Annotated in this window: 17 protein-coding genes; 4 read left to right on the top strand and 13 right to left on the bottom strand. The window is 67.8% G+C overall.

The window, feature by feature from the left end:
* Positions 1-92 precede the first annotated feature (92 nt).
* On the top strand, positions 93-1,520 hold the full coding sequence (locus CTB96_RS10620; protein ID WP_110126888.1) for an ATP-binding protein: 1,428 nt from the start codon (positions 93-95) through the stop codon (positions 1,518-1,520).
* Between the two features lie 46 nt (positions 1,521-1,566).
* The gene (locus CTB96_RS10615) at positions 1,567-2,232 is read left to right on the top strand and encodes an alpha/beta hydrolase family protein (RefSeq protein WP_110126887.1); all 666 of its coding nucleotides are present in this window, start codon (positions 1,567-1,569) and stop codon (positions 2,230-2,232) included.
* Between the two features lie 111 nt (positions 2,233-2,343).
* Here the strand turns inward: CTB96_RS10615 and arfB are convergent, their stop codons facing one another.
* From arfB to CTB96_RS10590, 5 genes are all read right to left on the bottom strand, one after another.
* Positions 2,344-2,766, bottom strand: a complete 423-nt coding sequence (gene arfB, locus CTB96_RS10610; protein WP_110126886.1) for an alternative ribosome rescue aminoacyl-tRNA hydrolase ArfB — start codon at positions 2,764-2,766, stop codon at positions 2,344-2,346.
* Positions 2,767-2,993: 227 nt separating this feature from the next.
* Positions 2,994-3,764 (bottom strand): SCO1664 family protein, encoded by a 771-nt coding sequence (locus CTB96_RS10605; protein ID WP_110126885.1) that lies wholly within the window; start codon positions 3,762-3,764, stop codon positions 2,994-2,996.
* A complete protein-coding gene (locus CTB96_RS10600; protein WP_110126884.1) occupies positions 3,764-4,312 on the bottom strand; it encodes a DUF3090 domain-containing protein in 549 nt (182 codons plus the stop codon). Before CTB96_RS10600 ends, CTB96_RS10605 begins: the two co-directional genes overlap by 1 nt.
* A 9-nt stretch (positions 4,313-4,321) precedes the next feature.
* Positions 4,322-5,044 (bottom strand): histidine phosphatase family protein, encoded by a 723-nt coding sequence (locus CTB96_RS10595; protein WP_110126883.1) that lies wholly within the window; start codon positions 5,042-5,044, stop codon positions 4,322-4,324.
* A 9-nt stretch (positions 5,045-5,053) separates the two neighbouring features.
* A complete protein-coding gene (locus tag CTB96_RS10590) occupies positions 5,054-5,506 on the bottom strand; it encodes a hypothetical protein (RefSeq protein WP_146215795.1) in 453 nt (150 codons plus the stop codon).
* Between the two features lie 457 nt (positions 5,507-5,963).
* Here CTB96_RS10590 and CTB96_RS10585 point away from each other — a divergent pair, with 457 nt between their 5' ends.
* Entirely contained in the window at positions 5,964-6,575 is a 612-nt protein-coding gene (locus CTB96_RS10585) for an NADase-type glycan-binding domain-containing protein (protein WP_110126881.1), read from the top strand.
* Here the strand turns inward: CTB96_RS10585 and CTB96_RS10580 are convergent.
* The 7 genes from CTB96_RS10580 to CTB96_RS10550 all read right to left on the bottom strand — a co-directional run bounded on the left by CTB96_RS10580 (position 6,572) and on the right by CTB96_RS10550 (position 15,353).
* Positions 6,572-7,420: an endonuclease domain-containing protein gene (locus CTB96_RS10580; RefSeq protein ID WP_110126880.1), complete on the bottom strand. Its 849-nt coding sequence runs from the start codon at positions 7,418-7,420 to the stop codon at positions 6,572-6,574. The genes CTB96_RS10585 and CTB96_RS10580 overlap by 4 nt on opposite strands.
* Positions 7,421-7,633: 213 nt before the next feature.
* Entirely contained in the window at positions 7,634-9,898 is a 2,265-nt protein-coding gene (locus CTB96_RS10575) for an exo-beta-d-1,3/1,6-glucosidase (protein WP_427846482.1), read from the bottom strand.
* Between the two features lie 10 nt (positions 9,899-9,908).
* Positions 9,909-10,952 carry an ABC transporter permease gene (locus CTB96_RS10570; protein WP_110126879.1) on the bottom strand — a complete coding sequence of 348 codons (1,044 nt, stop codon included), beginning with the start codon at positions 10,950-10,952 and terminating at the stop codon, positions 9,909-9,911.
* Positions 10,953-10,954: 2 nt separating this feature from the next.
* The gene (locus CTB96_RS10565) at positions 10,955-11,938 is read right to left on the bottom strand and encodes an ABC transporter permease (protein WP_110126878.1); all 984 of its coding nucleotides are present in this window, start codon (positions 11,936-11,938) and stop codon (positions 10,955-10,957) included.
* Positions 11,935-12,741 carry an ABC transporter ATP-binding protein gene (locus CTB96_RS10560; protein ID WP_110126877.1) on the bottom strand — a complete coding sequence of 269 codons (807 nt, stop codon included), beginning with the start codon at positions 12,739-12,741 and terminating at the stop codon, positions 11,935-11,937. Before CTB96_RS10560 ends, CTB96_RS10565 begins: the two co-directional genes overlap by 4 nt.
* Complete coding sequence (locus tag CTB96_RS10555) at positions 12,741-13,613, bottom strand: ABC transporter ATP-binding protein (RefSeq protein ID WP_110126876.1); 873 nt, start codon at positions 13,611-13,613, stop codon at positions 12,741-12,743. Before CTB96_RS10555 ends, CTB96_RS10560 begins: the two co-directional genes overlap by 1 nt.
* An 87-nt stretch (positions 13,614-13,700) precedes the next feature.
* Complete coding sequence (locus CTB96_RS10550) at positions 13,701-15,353, bottom strand: ABC transporter substrate-binding protein (protein ID WP_110126875.1); 1,653 nt, start codon at positions 15,351-15,353, stop codon at positions 13,701-13,703.
* A 241-nt stretch (positions 15,354-15,594) separates the two neighbouring features.
* Here CTB96_RS10550 and CTB96_RS10545 point away from each other — a divergent pair, with 241 nt between their 5' ends.
* A complete protein-coding gene (locus CTB96_RS10545) occupies positions 15,595-16,257 on the top strand; it encodes a TetR/AcrR family transcriptional regulator (protein WP_110128424.1) in 663 nt (220 codons plus the stop codon).
* Between the two features lie 22 nt (positions 16,258-16,279).
* Here the strand turns inward: CTB96_RS10545 and CTB96_RS10540 are convergent, their stop codons facing one another.
* A complete protein-coding gene (locus CTB96_RS10540; RefSeq protein ID WP_146215794.1) occupies positions 16,280-16,924 on the bottom strand; it encodes a hypothetical protein in 645 nt (214 codons plus the stop codon).
* Between the last annotated feature and the right edge of the window lie 71 nt (positions 16,925-16,995).

Genomic DNA, 16,995 nt, shown 5'->3' with positions numbered 1-16,995 from the left:
CGCGGCAGGATCCGCCCGCATCCGCACAAACGGCACTACGCTGCCTGAGCCAGCGACGTTCTCTACCCGTACTCCCCACGAAGGGCCGACCCATGAGAGATGTTGAAACCGCTCCCCCGCAGCTCGCCGCCGCCGCGTCCATCGACGGCCGGTACTTCCAGTTCATCGGCACCACCGAGTCCGTATTCGAACCGGGCAGCCTGGTCGTGCTGGCCTCCCCCGGCGAGGTGCAGCAACTGGGCCAGGTGGAGGAGGTCAGCTTCGCGATCGGCGGTGCGCCGCACGGCGCCGGCCGCATCCTGGGCCTGCTCGACGCCGGGCAGAGTCACCTCGACGTGCGCCAGTCGGTGGCGTTCGCGTCGGCCACACTGCATCCGGCGGATGCCCGCACCACCGAGCTGCTCTACGGCGATACCACCGCAGCTCTCCCCATCGGCTCCTTCCAGGCCTCGCACGACATTCCGGCCCGGCTGCTCGCGCAGCGGTTCAACCGGCACACCTTCTGGTGCGGCCAGAGCGGCTCCGGCAAGACCTACGCCCTCGGGGTGGCACTGGAGCAGCTCCTGATCCACACCTCGCTACCGATGGTGGTGTTCGACCCGAACGCCGACTTCGTGCACCTGCGGGAGACCCCGGCGGTCGGTGGGCCGCAGGACGAGGTCTCGGATGCGCAGCGCGCGCTGGCGGGCCGCGACATCCGCATTCTGCGTCCGGCCTCGGCCGCGCCGGATGCGCTCCGGGTGCGCTTTCTCGACCTCAACCTGCGCGCGAAAGCCGCTGTCTTCCGGCTCGATCCGTTGGACGATCGTGCCGAGCACAATGAGCTGATGCACATCGAAGAGACCGTGGGTCTGGCCGACCCGACCAATGTGGTGCAGCGGCTACTGGACCGCGGGACCGACGCGGCCCGCGAGTTAGCCGCTCGCACCGAGAATCTGCGGGTGACGGACTGGGAAGTCTGGGCGCAGGGAATGGAACCGGTCACCGAGATCCTGGACACGCGCCCCGATGCGACGGTTCTGGACCTCGGTGGATTCGCCTACCCCGAAGAAGCCCTGGTGGTGGCGCTGGCGGTGCTCGACGACCTGTGGGAGAAGCGCGAGCAGCGTCGGCCGCTGCTGATCGTGATCGACGAGGCCCACAACTTCTGCTCACCGGAGAACAACAGCCCGCTGCAGGCGGCGGTGCGGGAGCGAATCGTGCAGATCGCGGCCGAGGGACGCAAGTTCGGGCTGTGGTTGCTGCTCTCTACCCAGCGGCCGTCCCGCGTGCACCCGAGCATCATCTCGCAGTGCGACAACCTGGCGCTGATGAAGATGACCTCCCCGGTCGACCTCAACGAGCTCGGCACGATTTTCGGGTTCGTGCCGACGGCCATGCTCGCCCGGGCCGCACGATTCCGGCAGGGCGAGGCATTGTTCGCCGGCGGTTTTGTGCCCGCACCGACGATGGTGTCGATGGGGCCGCGGCTCACCCGGGAGGGCGGCGCCGACGTGGGGGTGCCCCTGCGGCACGGCTGACGCCGGCCGGGGTGGCACCGCTGGGTTCACACCAGAGGAGGACGGGATGAGATCGCCAGAGAACATCCGGATTCAGGTGGGCGACGGCACGGTGTCCGCCACGCTCGAGCGGCCTGCCGAAGCGGCCGGCATGGTCGTCGTGGCGCCAGGAGCAGGGTCGAGCTTCGATCATCCGTTCCTCCTCGGGTTCACCCAGGCTCTGCACGAGGCCGACCTGGCCACCCTGCGGTTCAACTTTCCGTACCGGGAGGCCGGGCGCCGCCTTCCCGACCGGGCCCCCACCGCGATCCTGGCGTGGCGGGCAGCCATGGACGTGGCTGCTACCCACTCCCCCGGTCAACCGGTCTGGGCGGCCGGTAAGTCCTATGGCGGCCGGCTGGCGTCAATGGCGGTGGCCGAGGGGATGCCGGCTGCCGGCTTGGTCTTTCTCGGCTACCCGCTGCATCCGCCCGGCAAGCCGGAAGCGCTGCGCGACGCACACCTCTACGGCCTGGAGGTGCCGATGTTGTTTCTGCAGGGCACTCGTGACCCGTTTGCCGCGCCGAGCGAGATCGCTTCGGTGGTCGAGAAGATCGGGGCCCGGGCCACGCTCTGGATGCTCGAGGAGGCGAATCACTCGTTCGAGATTCGGGGTGCCCGGCGGTCGGCGGCTGAAGTGGGCGAGTCGCTTGCTCCCGTCGTCACGGAGTTCGTGCGCGGCACGAGTCGTTGACCTCGGGGCGCGCTGATGCATTTCCGGCCTTCGCAGGGTGCGACCGCCCGCTTACCGTGCGAAGTTCGAAAAACGAGCGGCGCTGGCAGTGTGCGCTCTCACCGTCCCGGGTCAGTCGGCAGTCGGACGGCGCCGCTGGGCCTTGGTCGCTGAACGCTGCTGCTTGGCGGCGAGGTGCCGGCGCCCGGAGCCGCGGGTGGGCTTCGTAGCCCGGCGTTGGGGTCCATCGGGCGTCAGGGCACCGGAGACCAGGTCGGCAAGCTTGGCCAGCGCGATCTCGCGGTTGCGCAACTGGGAGCGCTGTTCGGACGCGGCCATGGTGATCGCCCCGGCGACCAGGCGCCGTTCGAGTCTTGCCAGCAGGATCTCGCGCTGCTCCTCGGTGAGCGCGGTCGACTCGGCGATGTTCCAGGAGACCTGCACCCGGCTGTCCGACGTGTTCACGTGCTGGCCGCCGGGCCCGGAGGAGCGCGAGAATCGCCAGCCGAGTTCCGTCGCCGGAATCGTCAGCGTGGGCGACACCTCCAGATCCATGGGTCAAGCGTCCCACGAACCGGGCGGATGCGGTGCGCCGTCACCGGCCAACACCGCATCCATTCCCTCACGCGAGTTACCAGTTTCGGCCCCTTAGGGCCACCTGTCGGGGCGGAAAGTGGCAACTCACTAGGCCGCTCTCACCTGAGTTGCCAGTTTCGGCCCGTTACGGCCACCTGAAGTGGCCGAAAGTGGCAACTCACGAAGCCCATATCCCTCGCGTGCGGCTAGAACAGCGGCCAGGGCACGGCGGGCATGTCGCCGCTCGGCGGCGGGAACGTGCCGTCGGCGCGCAACCGGTCGCAGCGTTCGGCCAGGGCCTCGATTTCCTCGGCCGTGAGCAGCTCGGCGAGGGCTGTGCCGAGCTCGCCGTCGAGCAGCAGGCGCACCCGATCGACGCCGTCGAGTTCGTCGGCGCTGAGCTCGTCGCCGAGCCAGCCCCAGAGCACGGTGCGCAGCTTGTGCTCGGCGTGGAAGGTGAGCCCGTGGTCTACTCCGTGCCTGTGCCCGCCCGGCATGGCGAGGATGTGGTCGCCCTTGCGGTCGGCGTTGTTCACGACCACGTCGAACACGGCCATGCGGCGGAGCGCCGCAGAGTCCTCGTGGATGAGCGACACCAGGTTGTCGTGCCCGTCCTGGCCGTCGAGCACGTGCCGCCAGCCGTGCTCGGGCATCTCCTCGGCCGCAATGAGATCCACCGGGTCCTGTTCGGGGTCCCGCTCCTGCCAGAGCTGCACCATGCCGAGGCCCATCGGGCCCTCGCGCAGCCAGGTGCGGGGCACGACGTTCCAGCCGAAGGCTTCTGAAACCAGGTAAGCCGCGGCTTCCCGGCTGGCGAGGTTGCCGTCGGGGAAGTCCCAGAGCGGGTTCTCGCCGGCGATGGGCTTGTAGACGACGGTGACGCCGTCGATCGTACCGACGAAGGTGGCGTTCGAGGCCGTCCGAATGCGGCCGGTGAGCTCGAGCTCACCGGTGAGGAGGTCGGCAGCCGGCGCCATCAGTCTTCGGGGAGGGTGCAGGTGTGCCCGTCGGGGTCGATCGGGTTGCCGCAGAGCGGGCACATCGGCCGGCCGGCCCCCACAACCTCGCGGGTGCGCTTGGCGAAGGCCCTGGCGGTGCCGACGGGCATCCGCACCGTGAGCATCTCGGCCGGTTCGAGCGAGACGACCTCGAATTCGCTGGTCTCGTCGCCGTCCACGATCGGGTATGCCTCGAGCACGATCTGCACGGTCGACGGGTCCCAGCCCAGCCCCATCGCGCCGGTACGGAACTCCTCTGCGACGGGCTGGTCGAGCGGGTCGTTGTCGACGAGTTCGATCGGCGTCGTGGTGGGCACGCTGAACGGGTTGCCCTGGGTGTCCATCAGCTGATCGAGCATCTCATCGATCTTCTCCGAGAGCAGGGCTGATTGTTGCTTCTCCATCGCGATGGAGACGATCCGGGCGCCGGTGCGCACCTGCAGGTAGAACGTGCGGGAGCCGGGCTCGCCGACGGTGCCGACGACGACCCGATCCGGCCAGGCGAACTCATGGACGATTGTGGGCATGGAGTTATTTTAGGCGCGGGACGCGTCGGGTGCGGTAGTCGCGGGCGCCGGATGTCCCGCCCCGCCACCCACGGCGGCGTCGGCGGCCGGGGCGTTGGCGCGGAGCCAGGAGAGGTCGCCGGCGTCGGTGTTGGTGGCGTAGACGGTGGGCCGGCTGCCGCCGTAGTGCACGATCGACACGGATGCCGGGCCCACATTGAGGCGCTGGAACAGGTCGAGGTGCATGCCGAGGGCGTCGGCGAGGATGGACTTGATGATGTCGCCGTGGCTCACCGCCACCCAGACCGCGTTTGGCCCGTGCTCGGCCTCGAAGGCGGCGTCCAGGCGCCGGATCGCGGCGACGGACCGGGCCTGCATCGTGGCCATGGCCTCACCATTCGGGAAGGTCACGGCGGAGGGCTGCGTCTGCACCACCGACCAGAGCTTTTCCTTCGCGAGTTCCTTGAGGGTGCGGCCCTGCCAGTCGCCGTAGTCGCACTCGGACAGGTCGTCCTCGACCGGGGTTGCCACGGTGCCGGGCTGGCGGTCGATGATGCGCTGGGCCGTTTCGCGGCAGCGCTCCAGCGGGCTGGAGACCACCCCGACCAGCGGCACCGTGGCCAGCCGTTCCCCCGTCGCAGCGGCCTGATCGCGTCCGGTCTCGTCGAGCAGAACGCCGGCGGTGCGGCCGGCGAGCACGCCGGTCGCGTTGGCGGTGGTGCGGCCGTGCCGCACGAGGATGACTGTGGCCATGGTTACAGCCTAAACAGCCGGCGGGGTGGGCACGGTGCCCGGCCAATCGCCGAGGTAGTCCACCGGCGCATCCAGGTAGGCGCTGAACGGGTTGACCGATTCGAGGTTTGCGCCCCCGGTGAGTTCCTGTGCCGTGGACTGCAGGTCAAGGGTGGTTCCGTCGTTCCACACGGTCAGGCTGAGGATGGTCGGCTCGTTGGGCAACTCGGTCGCCCAACCGACCCGCAAGACGTAGTCGAGCACCCCGGGGGCCAGAATGGACGCAGCATCGTCAACCGAGACCTCCATGATGACCTGATAGCTCAGACCGGAAATCACCACTCCGACGTCACCGTTTCGGAGCCCGGGAACGGCGTTGAGTAGCTCCGCGGCAGCCTCTCGGCTGATGCCGGGCTCCGCGGCAGGCTCGGATGCCTTGGGCCTGGCCGTGGGGAGAGAACACGAGGACAACGTCGTTGCCATGCCGATAGCCAGGCCGAACGCGACCAGCGCCCGCCTGACTGATGTGCGTGTTTCTCGCGATCGTCGCGGCCCCGTTAGTGCGTTCGTATAGATGAGATTCTCCCCCGAATGTCGACTCACAGCTTAGCCAGCGCGGATCTATCCCCGCAGCGCCCCGTGCGCACCTGCCGTGCAGCGTGCGCCCACACCTCGTCGAGGACGGGAGCACATCACAAGTGGAAGTGGAATGGATGTCGTTCCCTGCCTTGACCCTCCACCCCGGAAAGCACGGTCGTCGACGGGGCGTATCAGCGATTGGCTCACGGTGCCATGATCGGTCAACGGTGGTGGTGGCTCGTGGGCGCGCCGTGTGAGCAACGGAGCAGACATGGTCCTGAACGCGAGAGAAGAACCACCCACAGATGCATCGCCGCCCCAGACCCAGCGTGCTCGTCTCACACGCTGGCTACACAACCACGTGGGCGGCGTCTGGCACGAGGTCTGGAAGGCCGCGCTCACCATTGCATTCGGCGCACTTGCGGCACTGTGGCTGGCCCCGTGGATTCAAGACGTCCTCACCCAGCCGAGCTGCGATGACCCGGGCGACCTGCATCTGGTGTCCCGGTCGGAGCTGACGGCGGCGGCCACCAGCGAGAACCCGCCGGAGCAGGGCGCCACCTACGAGGCTGCTCTCGCCATCGACGGTGACTCCAGTACTGCCTGGGTGGAGGGCGCTGCCGATTCTGAGCCGAACAAATACGGCGAGGGCGAAACCCTCACCATCTCGCTGCAACGGGCAAGGAAGGTGGGGCTCGTGTGCGTCATCAATGGGTACACGAACACCCAGGCCAGCTACCTGCACAATGCCCGGGTGCGGCAGCTGCTGGTCACAACCGACTCAGGCAGCACGGATTCCGTGTTGCCCGAGAAGGCCCTCGAGTTCTTCGCCGGCTACCAGTCGATCAATGTCACCGAGGGCCGCACCACGAGCGTCGTGTTGACTATCGGTACCGCTCGGGCCGGCCAGGATTCCACCCAGGAGGCCGACACCGCCATCAGCGAGGTCGAGGTCTGGGCCGCCGACGGCTAGTTCCGCATCTCCGCAGGGGCACGATGCAGCCCCTGGGCCAGGGCATGGAGGATCTCGGCCTCCACCCGCGGCCACTCGAACAACACCTGCCGGTAGTCGTAACGCAACACCGTGTAGCCGAGGAGCGCGAGCCGGCGATCGTGGGCGATGTCCTCCCGCCGCTGCTCGGCCGTGGAGTGGAAGCTGAAACCATCGGTCTGCAGCACCAGGCGGTCGCCGATCAACCCATCCACATGGTGTCCTTCGATCATGATCTGCTGGCTGACCCGGATGCCGCTGGCAGCAAGCCGAGAAACTGGCAGGGTCTCAAGGCCCGAATCGGCGAGCCCGGTCGCGACCGCTCGCACGGCGCGGGCCGCGGCGCTGTGCAGGGGAAGCCGGGCGAGCGACGCCACGGTCACGAGCTTCTTGTTGAGGGCCGAGTCCCACACGACGAGGGCGTTCTCGAACGGTTGGCACTCGGCAATGTGCACGAGCGCGTTCTCGATCGGTTCCACCAGGCCGAACCGGGCCACCGGAATCGGTCCGGCGCCCCAGTGCACCCGCAATGCGGGGGCCGGAGGTACCACCGCGTTCCTCGGCACGGTGACGTGGTACAGCCCGTCGGCGAGGTTCCACAGCTCGTGTCGCCGGGCCACGCTGAGGCACGCCACCCGACCGCCGAGCGCCGCCGCAGCGCGCAGATCCGCCGGGGCAGTGGGCAGAGCCAGCCAGTTCTGCCGCACCCGTGCGCACTCACCGCCCGCGAGGCTCTGCCGAATCGCGTACCGGGTGAAGCCGGCACGGATGGCCTGCTGGGAGTGCACCACACCGCCGTGCTGGGCGAGCCAGCTGCCGAGTTCCATGCGCCCAGTGTGGTGGCCGGCATCCCCCAGCCCGCCCGAAACCCTCCCGCCTGTAGAGAACTTGCCCGCGCAGCCCCTGTGCACAACAAGTGGCGCCACGGGCCGCGCCCAGATCTGGCCTCGACCGCTAAAAAGGTAAAAGTGAGCTAAAAAGGACCAAATCGCGAGAATTGTCCTTTTTAGCTCACTATTTCCTTATGAGCGTGCGACCCGTCAGCCCGTAACCCGGAACTCCGCGCTCAGCAGCACCTCCTTACGCGACGACGGGCCCACCAGCAGCGAGAACTCCCCCGCTTCGACCACGCGGTCGCCGCGCGCATCCACCAGGGTGCAGTCGGCAACGGGCACGTCGATCCGCACCGTGAGAGTCTCCCCCGGAGCAATCTCCACCTGGGTGAAGGCCTTCAGCTCCTTCTCGGCCCAGCTCACCGAGGTGACCCGGTCGCTCAGGTAGGCCTGCACGGTCTCCACCACCGGCCGCGCGCCGCTGTTGCGCAGGGTGATCTCGGCCCGAACGGTGTCGGCGCGGGAGACAACATCCTGCTGCAGCCGCAGGTCGGAGTACTCCACCTGAGTGTAGGAGAGCCCCTCTCCGAAGGCGTAGGCCGGGTCCTGGGTGAGGTCGGCGTACCGGTTGCCATGCTGGCCGCGAATCTGGTTGTAATAGGTGGGCTGCTGGCCCACGTGCCGCGCGAACGAGATCGGCAGCCGGCCCGACGGCTCCACCAGGCCCAGCGCCACCTCGGCGATGGCCCGGCCGCCCTGCATGCCGGGGCTGGCGACCCAGATCACCGCGGCCGCATTCAAGGCGGATGCCGGCAGCACCAGCGGCTTCGACGCCATCAGCACCACGATCAGAGGGGTGCCGGTCTCGGCCAGCGCGTCGAGCAGGGCGATCTGCCCGCCGACCAGGTCGAGGGTGGCGGTGGAACGGCCCTCGCCCACGAGTTCCACCCGGTCGCCGACGACGGCCACCACGTAGTCGGCGGCGCGGGCGGCGGCCACGGCCTCCGCGATCAGCGCGGCGTCGGGCTCGCACGGGAGTACGACCTGCGGCCGGGGCTGGCCGTCGGGGAAGAAGTCCCCCGCTGGGTCGGGCGCGAGGCGCAGGATGTCGGCTCCCCGCGCCGCGGACAGCTCCCAGTCGGCGGGCAGCAGGTCGCGCAGCCCGTCGAGCACCGTCGTGATCATCTCGCGCGGGTGGCCGTCGGGCAGCCAGCCGGCCTGCCCGGAGGAGCCGGCCCAGTCGCCGAGCTGCGTCTGGGCGTCGTCGATCAGCGGACCGACCACCGCGACCTTCCGGGCCATCCCGCCCGCAATCGGCAACGGCAGCACCCCGTCATTCCGCAGCAGCACCACCGACCGCCGGGCGATCTGCAGGTTGAGGTCGGTGTGCGCGGCACTGCCGATGACGGCCTGCTGCGCCGCCGGGTCGGGCAGGCGCGGGTTCTCGAACAGGCCGAGCTCGAACTTGAGGGTGAGGATGCGGGCGACGGCGGCGTCGAGGTCGGACTCGGCCAGCAGGCCCAGCTCGATGGCCTCGAGCGCGCCGGCGAAGAACCCGGGCGTGGTCATCACCATGTCGTTGCCGGCTTTCACCGCGGCGGCGGCAGCGTGCGCGTAGTCGGGTTGCACCTGCTGCTCCCAGACCATGCGGCCCACGTTGTCCCAGTCGGTGATGAGGGTGCCGGTGTAGCCCCACTCGCCGCGGAGCACATCGTTCAGCAGCCAGTCGTTCACCGTGATCGGCACCCCGTCGATGGACTGGTAGCCGAGCATGAAGGTGCGGCAGCCTTCCCGGGCCACGCGTTCGAACGGCGGCAGGAACCACGACCGCAGCTTTCGCTGCGAGATGTCGGCCTCGCTGGCGTCGCGGCCGCCCTGGGTCTCGGAGTAGCCGGCGAAGTGCTTGGCGGTGGCCAGGATCGCGGTCGGGTCGCTCAGGCCCTCACCCTGGTAGCCGCGCACCATCGCCGACGCGAGTTCGCCGATCAGGAACGGGTCCTCGCCGAAGGTCTCGCCGACCCGGCCCCAACGCAGGTCGCGGGCGATGCACAGCACGGGTGAGAAGGTCCAGTGGATGCCGGTGGCGGCGACCTCCACCGCGGTGGCCCGGGCAACCTGCTCGATCAAACCGGGGTTCCACGACGCGGCCAGGCCGAGCTGGGTGGGAAAGATGGTCGCGCCGATCCAGAACGAGTGTCCGTGGATGCAGTCCTCCCCCACGATCAGCGGAATCCGCAGCCGGGTCTGGGCGGTGAGGCCCTGCGCCTGGTTCATACGCTCGGGCGAGGCGTGCAGGATCGAGCCCACGTGCTTGGCCAGCACGTGGTCGTCGATGTCGTCGCGGGCATCCAGCTGCATCATCTGCCCCACCTTCTCCGGCAGGGTCATGCGGCCGAGCAGGTCGGCAACCCGGTCGGCGATGGCTGCGGCGGGGTCGAGATACGGCACGGGCTGGGTGATAACTGCGCTCACGATGGAACTCCTAGTGCTTGGTGCTGGCGTCAGTGGCGCCTGGGTCTGATGGATTTTTCGCGGCGGCGCGGGGGCGCACGGCGGTGACACTGTCGGAGAGCACGAAGCCCTTCTTGCGCATCGCCCGTGCCCGCTCGCCGGCGGAGCGAAGCCGCGGGTTGACGTATTCGTCGATGCCGAAGTTGATCAGCGACAGGGCCATGCCGAGCAGGGCGATGCAGAGGCCGGCGGGCACGTACCACCACCAGAAGTCGGGGAAGGCGCCGTTCTGCTGGGCCCAGAACAGGATCGTGCCCCAGTTCAGGTTGGTGATCGGGATCACGCCGATGAACGCCAGGGTGGTGAGCCCGAGAACCGCGGCGATCACGGTGCCCACGAAGCTCGACGCGATGATCGCGGTGAGGTTGGGCAACATCTCCACCGCGATGATGCGATACAGCGGTTCGCCGTTGGCGCGGGCGGCCTGGATGAAGTCGCGGTTGCGCAGCGACATCGTCTGGGCACGCAACACCCGTCCGCCCCAGGCCCAGCCGGTGATGGCGAGCACCGAGGAGATCAACAGCAGGCTGGGGTTCTCGTACTGGGAGGCGATGATGATGATCAGCGGCAGCCCCGGGATGACCAGGAACACGTTGGTCAGCGCCGAGAGCGATTCGCTGCGCCAGCCGGTGACGTAGCCGGCGGTCACACCGATCGCGACCGCGATGATGGTGGCGATCACGCCGGCGGTGAAGCCGACCACCAACACCCCGCGGGTGCCGTAGATGAGCTGGCTGAGCACGTCTTCACCCATGTGGGTGGTGCCGAGCCAGTGCACCCAGGACGGGGCTTGGCGCAGCGCCTGGAAGTCCTTGTCGAGCGGACCATAGGGAGCGATCCAGTCGCCGAAGATCGCGATCAGCACGAAGAAGCCCAGGATGGCCAGGCCCGCGAGAGACTTGCCGTTGCGGAACATCGCAAAGGTCTGGCCGAGCCGGCTGAGGGTCGTGCGCTTGCGGGTGTGCACCGGGGGTGCGGCCGGGGCCGCGACGGCTACCGGGTTCGGGAACGTCATGCTCAGGCCTCCATCTGGCGGGTACGTGGGTCGAGGATCGCGTAGGCGACGTCGGCGAGGATGTTGGCCACGAGCACGGTCAGCGTGATCACGAGGAACAGGCCCTGCATCAGCGGGTAATCCTTGGCCGTCGTCGCATCCAGCAGCAGTTTGCCGGCGCCCGGATAGGAGAAGACCAGTTCCATCACCAGGGTGCCGCCCACGATGAAGCCCAGCGACATCGCGAAGCTCGACAGCTGCGGCAGGGAGGCGTTGCGAGCGGCGTAGTTCACGAGCACCCGGGAGGGCTTGAGGCCCTTGGCTTGCGCCACGGTCACGTAGTCCTCGTCGAGCACGGTGATCATCATGTTGCGCATGCCCAGAATCCAGCCGCCGAGCGAGCCGATCACCAGGGTGAGGGCGGGCAGGAACCCGTGTTGGATCACCTGGCCGGCGAACTCGAGCGTGAAGCTGGGCTGGGTGCCCTTGTCGTAGGCGTGCGAGGCGGGGAACCAGCCGAGGGTGGTGGAGAAGATCGCGATGGCGATCAGGCCCATCCAGAAGTACGGCACGGTGGAGAAGAAGGTCGCGACCGGCACGATGCCGTCGGCCTTGCTGCCGCGGCGCCAGCCGATGTACGCACCGATCGAGGTGCCCACCACGAACGAGATCACGGTGGCGATGCCCACCAGGCCCACGGTCCACGGGATGGCCGAGGCGATCACATCCGTCACCGGCGCCAGGCCCTTCGAGAACGAGCGGCCCAGGTCACCGGAGAACAAGAGCTGCCAGTAATCGATGTACTGCTCGAAGAGGCTCTTGGTGGAGTCCAGCCCGAACAGGGTGCGGAGCGAATCGATGGCCTCCGGGCTGATGCGGCCCTGGTTTTTCTGCAGGTAGGCCGAGACCGGGTCGCCCTTCATCATGCGGGGCAGGAAGAAGTTGATGGTGATCGCGGCCCAGGCGGTGAAGGCGTAGAACGCGGTGCGGCGCAAGAAGAATCTCACGAGGTGGCTCCCGGAGTAGTCGGTGCGGCGAAGTGCTTCTCCGGGTCGGGAGAGGCGTTGCGCAGCGCGAGGGTGTAGTCGTGCTTGGGCGTGAGGATGACCTCGTCGGCCTTGCCGTGCTCCACGACCTTGCCGTGGTGCAGCACCATGATTTCGTCGCTGAAGTGGCGGGCGGTGGCGAGGTCGTGGGTGATGTAGAGCACGCCCAGGTTCGCCTCTGACTGCAGCTCGGCGAGCAGGTTGAGCACCTCGAGCCGAATCGAGACGTCGAGCATGGAGACGGGCTCGTCGGCGATGAGCAGCTTGGGCCGGGACGCGAGCGCCCGGGCGATCGCCACCCGCTGGCGCTGGCCGCCGGAGAGCTCGTGCGGGCGGCGGTCGATGGTCTGCTCCGGCGAGAGCCGCACCCGGGTGAGCAGCCGGAAGACCTCTTCCTCCACTTGGTCGGGTGGCACAACCTTGTCCAGCCGGAGCGGCCGCTCGATGTGGTGACGGATGGTGTGGGCCGGGTTCAGCGACGCGAACGGGTCTTGGAACACCATCCGCACCGTCTGCCGGTAGCGCCGCAGGGGTCGCCCCCAGGTAGGGATCGGGGTGCCGTCGAGCAGCACGTCGCCGGAGCTGACCCGCTCGAGCTGGGTGAGGATCTTGGCGATGGTGGACTTGCCGCTGCCGCTCTGCCCGACCAGGGCGATGGTCTGGCCGGAGGTGAGGGTGAAGCTCACCTTGTCGAGGGCGAGCATCTCTCCCGCTCCCCGCACCCGGTACTTCTTGGTGACGTTCTTGAATTCGAGGGTGGTCATCAGAACATGCCTCCTGCGTCGGTGGCGAGGGTGCTGGGGCCGGGCCGGCGCACGAAGCCGCCGCGCTCGCCGGTGAGACTCGGGAAGGAGGCCAGCAGTCGCCGGGTGTAGTCGTTCTGTGGGTTCTGGTAGAGGTTGCGGGCGGTGTCGATCTCCACGATCCGGCCTTCGCGCATCACGGCGATGCGGTCGGAGATCTCCAGCAGCAGGGGCAGGTCGTGGGTGATGAAGATCACCGAGAAGCCGAACTCCGCGCGCAGGTCGGAGATCTGCTCGATAATCTCCCGCTGCACCAGCACGTCGAGCGCGGTGGTGGGCTCGTCCATGATCATCAGCTGTGGCTTGAGGGCCAGCGCCATGGCGATCATCACCCGCTGCCGCATGCCGCCGGAGAGTTCGTGCGGGTAGGAGCGGAGCCGTGCGCTGCCCACCCCGACCAGGTCGAGCAGACGGCCGGACTCCAGCTTGCGGTCCCTCCGGGTCATGGCCGGGCGGTGGGTGGAGAAGACGTCCTGCAGCTGGGCGCCGATGGTGATGATCGGGTTGAGGGCGTTCATCGCACCCTGGAAGACCATCGAGGCCTTCTCCCAGCGGAACGCGCGCATCTGAGCGTCGTCCATGGTGTTGATGTCGATGTCGTCGCCGGATTCGTCGTGGAAGACGGCCGAACCGGAGGTGATCACGGCGGGTGGTTTGAGCAGTCGTTGGATGCCGTAGGCGAGCGTGGTCTTGCCGCAGCCGGACTCGCCGGCCAGGCCGAGGATCTCGCCGCGACGCACGGTGATGGAGACGTCGCGCACGGCTTCCACGGGTGGAGTCACGTCGTACGAAACGCTGAACTGGGAGACCGTCAGGAGGTCGTCGGTAGTCATGTGGATGGTGACTCTTTCATGGTGAGGGAAACACCCGATCGGGCCGCCAGGCGGGGAAGGCGTGCCTCCCCCGCCTGGCGGGACTGGTTACTCGGCGGCTTCGAGCTCGGTCAGGATGAGCACCGAGGTCGGCTGCGTCGGGTCGGCCGGCGCGTAGGGGTTGTCCTCGCCGGGCCAGCCCACGTAGCTGCGGGTGTTGAAGGCCCCGATGAACGGCCGGGTTCCCACGGGCATCGCCGGCACTTCGTCGACGAAGATCTTCTGCACGGTCTCCAGGGCGGCAGCGCGGGAGGCGTCGTCGGCGGCGTTGGTGTACTCGCTCAGCGCGGCGGTGGCCTCGGGGCTGTCGAAACGGCCGAAGTTGAAGTCGGCGCTTTCGCCCAGGGGCTTGAGCCAACGGCCGTCCATGATGTCGCTGTACAGGTCGTACGGCGTGGCTCCGGTGTCGGTCCAGTGCAGGATCGCCTGGAAGTCGCCGGTGCCCTTGGCTTCCCACCAGCTGTCGGAGTCGGGGGTGTCGACCGCGGCGACAACGCCGAGGGTCTTGGCGGCGTCGGCGATCAGGCTGATGCCGGTCACGTAGTCGTTCCAGCCCTGCGGAACAGACAGGGTGAAGGTGACCGGTGCACCGGACGGGTCGGTGAGAACATCGCTGCTCCAGGTGTAACCGGCGTCGGTCAGCACCTTCTTGGCCCCGGCCAGGTCGACCTTGTAGTCCTCGTCCTTGTATTCGGAGGAGATGAAGGCGTCACCGACGGGAGTGGGCAGGCCGGTGACCGAGCTGACCACGGGAACGCTGCCCTCGCGGGCGATTTCGGCGTACTGGTCGCGGTCGATCACGAGGTTCATCGCCTGGCGGAAGGCCACGTCGTTGAACGGCTTGGTCTCGGTGTTGACGAACATAGTGTCAACGGCGAGCCCGGCCGCGGCCCAGTAGACGTTGTGCTCCGGGTCCTTGTCGACGTAGGCCGACTGCACGTTGGGGATGAAGGCCTGCGCCCAGTCCGCGTCGCCGTTGGCAAGAGCGGTGGTGAGGGCCGTGTTGTCGTTGTACGACACGTAGTACAGGGTGGGGACCGCCAGGTCGCCGCCCCAGTAGTCGTCGCGGGCGGTCAGTTCCACACTCTGGGTGTCGAACTGGCTGAGCACGTACGGTCCGGTGCCGACCGGCGTGGGGTTCTCGTAGGTGGCGGGGTCGTCAACGCCCTCCCAGATGTGCTCGGGCACGATCAGCTTATGCAGCACCTTGTCCTGCTTGGAGTACATCGAACCGGCAAAGCTGATGGTCACGCTGGAGCCGTCGAGAGCCACGTCGGTGATGCCCAGGGCAGCGGTGTCGAGCTCGGGGTTGTCCTTGAACAGGTTGAAGGTGAAGGCGATGTCGTCGGCGGTGAAGTCCTCACCGTCGTTCCAGGTCACGCCGTCGCGGGCGACGAGGGTCACGGCCTTGTAGTCGGCAGACCAGGTGATCTCCGAGGCGAGCCACGGCTTGACCGGGTCGCTCGGGCTGATCAGGTTGACGATGCCGAGCGGCTCCAGGATGGCGTTGATGTAGCCGAGCTTCACGCCAGAGGCTTCACCGATCCAGGGGTTGTTGGATTCGGTGGCGATCGCGCCGTCCGGCTTGGCGATAGTCAGCGATGCTCCGCTTTCCGGAGCGCTGTTGCTGGTTGCTGAGCAACCGGTCACCGCGAATGCGGCCACCAGCCCCATGGCGACCAAAGTGGATTTCACCCTCATGAATCTCTCCTTCGAGATCAGGTGCCGCAGCAAGGGGTGCCGCGACACGAATAGCGCTATGTGAATTGCAAGAACTCTCGGGCGCCGATGTCGCCGGCAGGCAACTTTTCTCGCCGTTGAGTGGGTAGCAAGAGAAAACTTACCGTCTTGTCAGTAAGTATTCAAGCTCTAGTCTGGGAGAAGCGCTGAGCGCGTAGAATCCGGTAGGAAACTGACGAAGATGGCATAGGTGATGACCCCGATGGTTACGGCACGACGACAGTCACACCCGCGTCCGCAGACGCTCGCGCGTCGCCGCGACATTCTGGAGGCCGCGGCCGAGATCTTTGGCAGCAAGGGTTACACCAATGGCACGCTCTCCGACATCGCCGAACAGGTCAACATGACCCATCCGGGCATCCTGCACCACTTCGGTTCGAAGGATCAGCTACTGATGGAGGTGCTGCGCTTTCGGGATGAGACCGACGTGCAAAACCTGGTGGACCAGCACATCCCCGACGGCATCGAGTTCTTCCGCCACCTGGTGAAGACGGCGTTCACCAACGCCCAGCGGGCCGGCATCGTGCAGGCGTTCGTCGTCTTGTCGGCCGAATCGGTCACCGACGACCACCCCGCCCGGGACTTCTTCATGGACCGCTATCGCACCCTGCGGGGCGAGGCCCGGCACGCGTTCGAGGTGATGTGCGCGGACCGCGGCCTGGTGCCGCCCGACACGATCGCGCCCGCATCGGCCGCGATCCTGGCCGTGATGGATGGCCTGCAGGTGCAGTGGCTGCTCGACCCCACCAACGTCGACCTCGCTCAGGCGAGCGAATTCGCGATCGAAGCCATCGTCGCCTCGGTGCTCGAACCCCGGGCGGCGATCCTCACCGCCGAGGCGCCCCGGGAGCCCGAGTCGGTCTAACCGCACACCCGCAGGGCCATCGTCAAGAAATGACCGTGTACAGCACGATGATGAGTGCAAGAATGCCCGCGACGGTGATCAGGCTCAGCACCCTGGGGTAGGCCTGGCCCCAGCCGATCGCCCGTGGATAGGCCCGGCGAAGTTGCTGGTAGGTCACGGCCTCGGCGAAGGTGGTGCGGTCCACCCGGGTGCTGGCGCCCACCTCGTCCATGGCCTCGCGCGGCCACAGGGTTCCTTCCAGCCTGAGTACCCGCTTACCGGCGCTGTCGAGCAGGTAGAGCATCGGCAACGGGTCGGTGCGGGTCTTGATCAGGGCGTAAATGTTCGCTTCCACCCGGGCGTAGTGCACGGTGCGGGTGCGCCCCGACCAATCCGTCACCACGAGGGCAGCTGCGCCGAGCTCGATGCGCGTGTTCTTCAGCACCAGCGGGTAGTAGACGACGCCCCAAAGTACGCCGGCGAGCAGAATGCCCAGGTAGGGTGCGATCACCGCCCAGGCCGACCGCCCGCTCAGATCGCTCTCCCGGGACAGCTGCACGGCAATCTGCCAGGCGACGACCCCCAACAGGATCGGCACTCCAATGCCAAGCTCCCGACGGATCGCGCCGCGATACAACGTGCCGGACGGCCGGAGGGTGTGAACTGGATTCTCGACGCTGGAGACCATGCCGCCCACCCTACCGGGCAGAACAGCTGGTCAGCGGGGTCGAAGACCGCCGCCCAAATTGACCCCGCGGA

The organism is Cryobacterium arcticum (assembly GCF_003185895.1).
Classification (GTDB): domain Bacteria; phylum Actinomycetota; class Actinomycetes; order Actinomycetales; family Microbacteriaceae; genus Cryobacterium; species Cryobacterium arcticum.
This window is presented reverse-complemented; position numbering and strand designations above follow the sequence as displayed.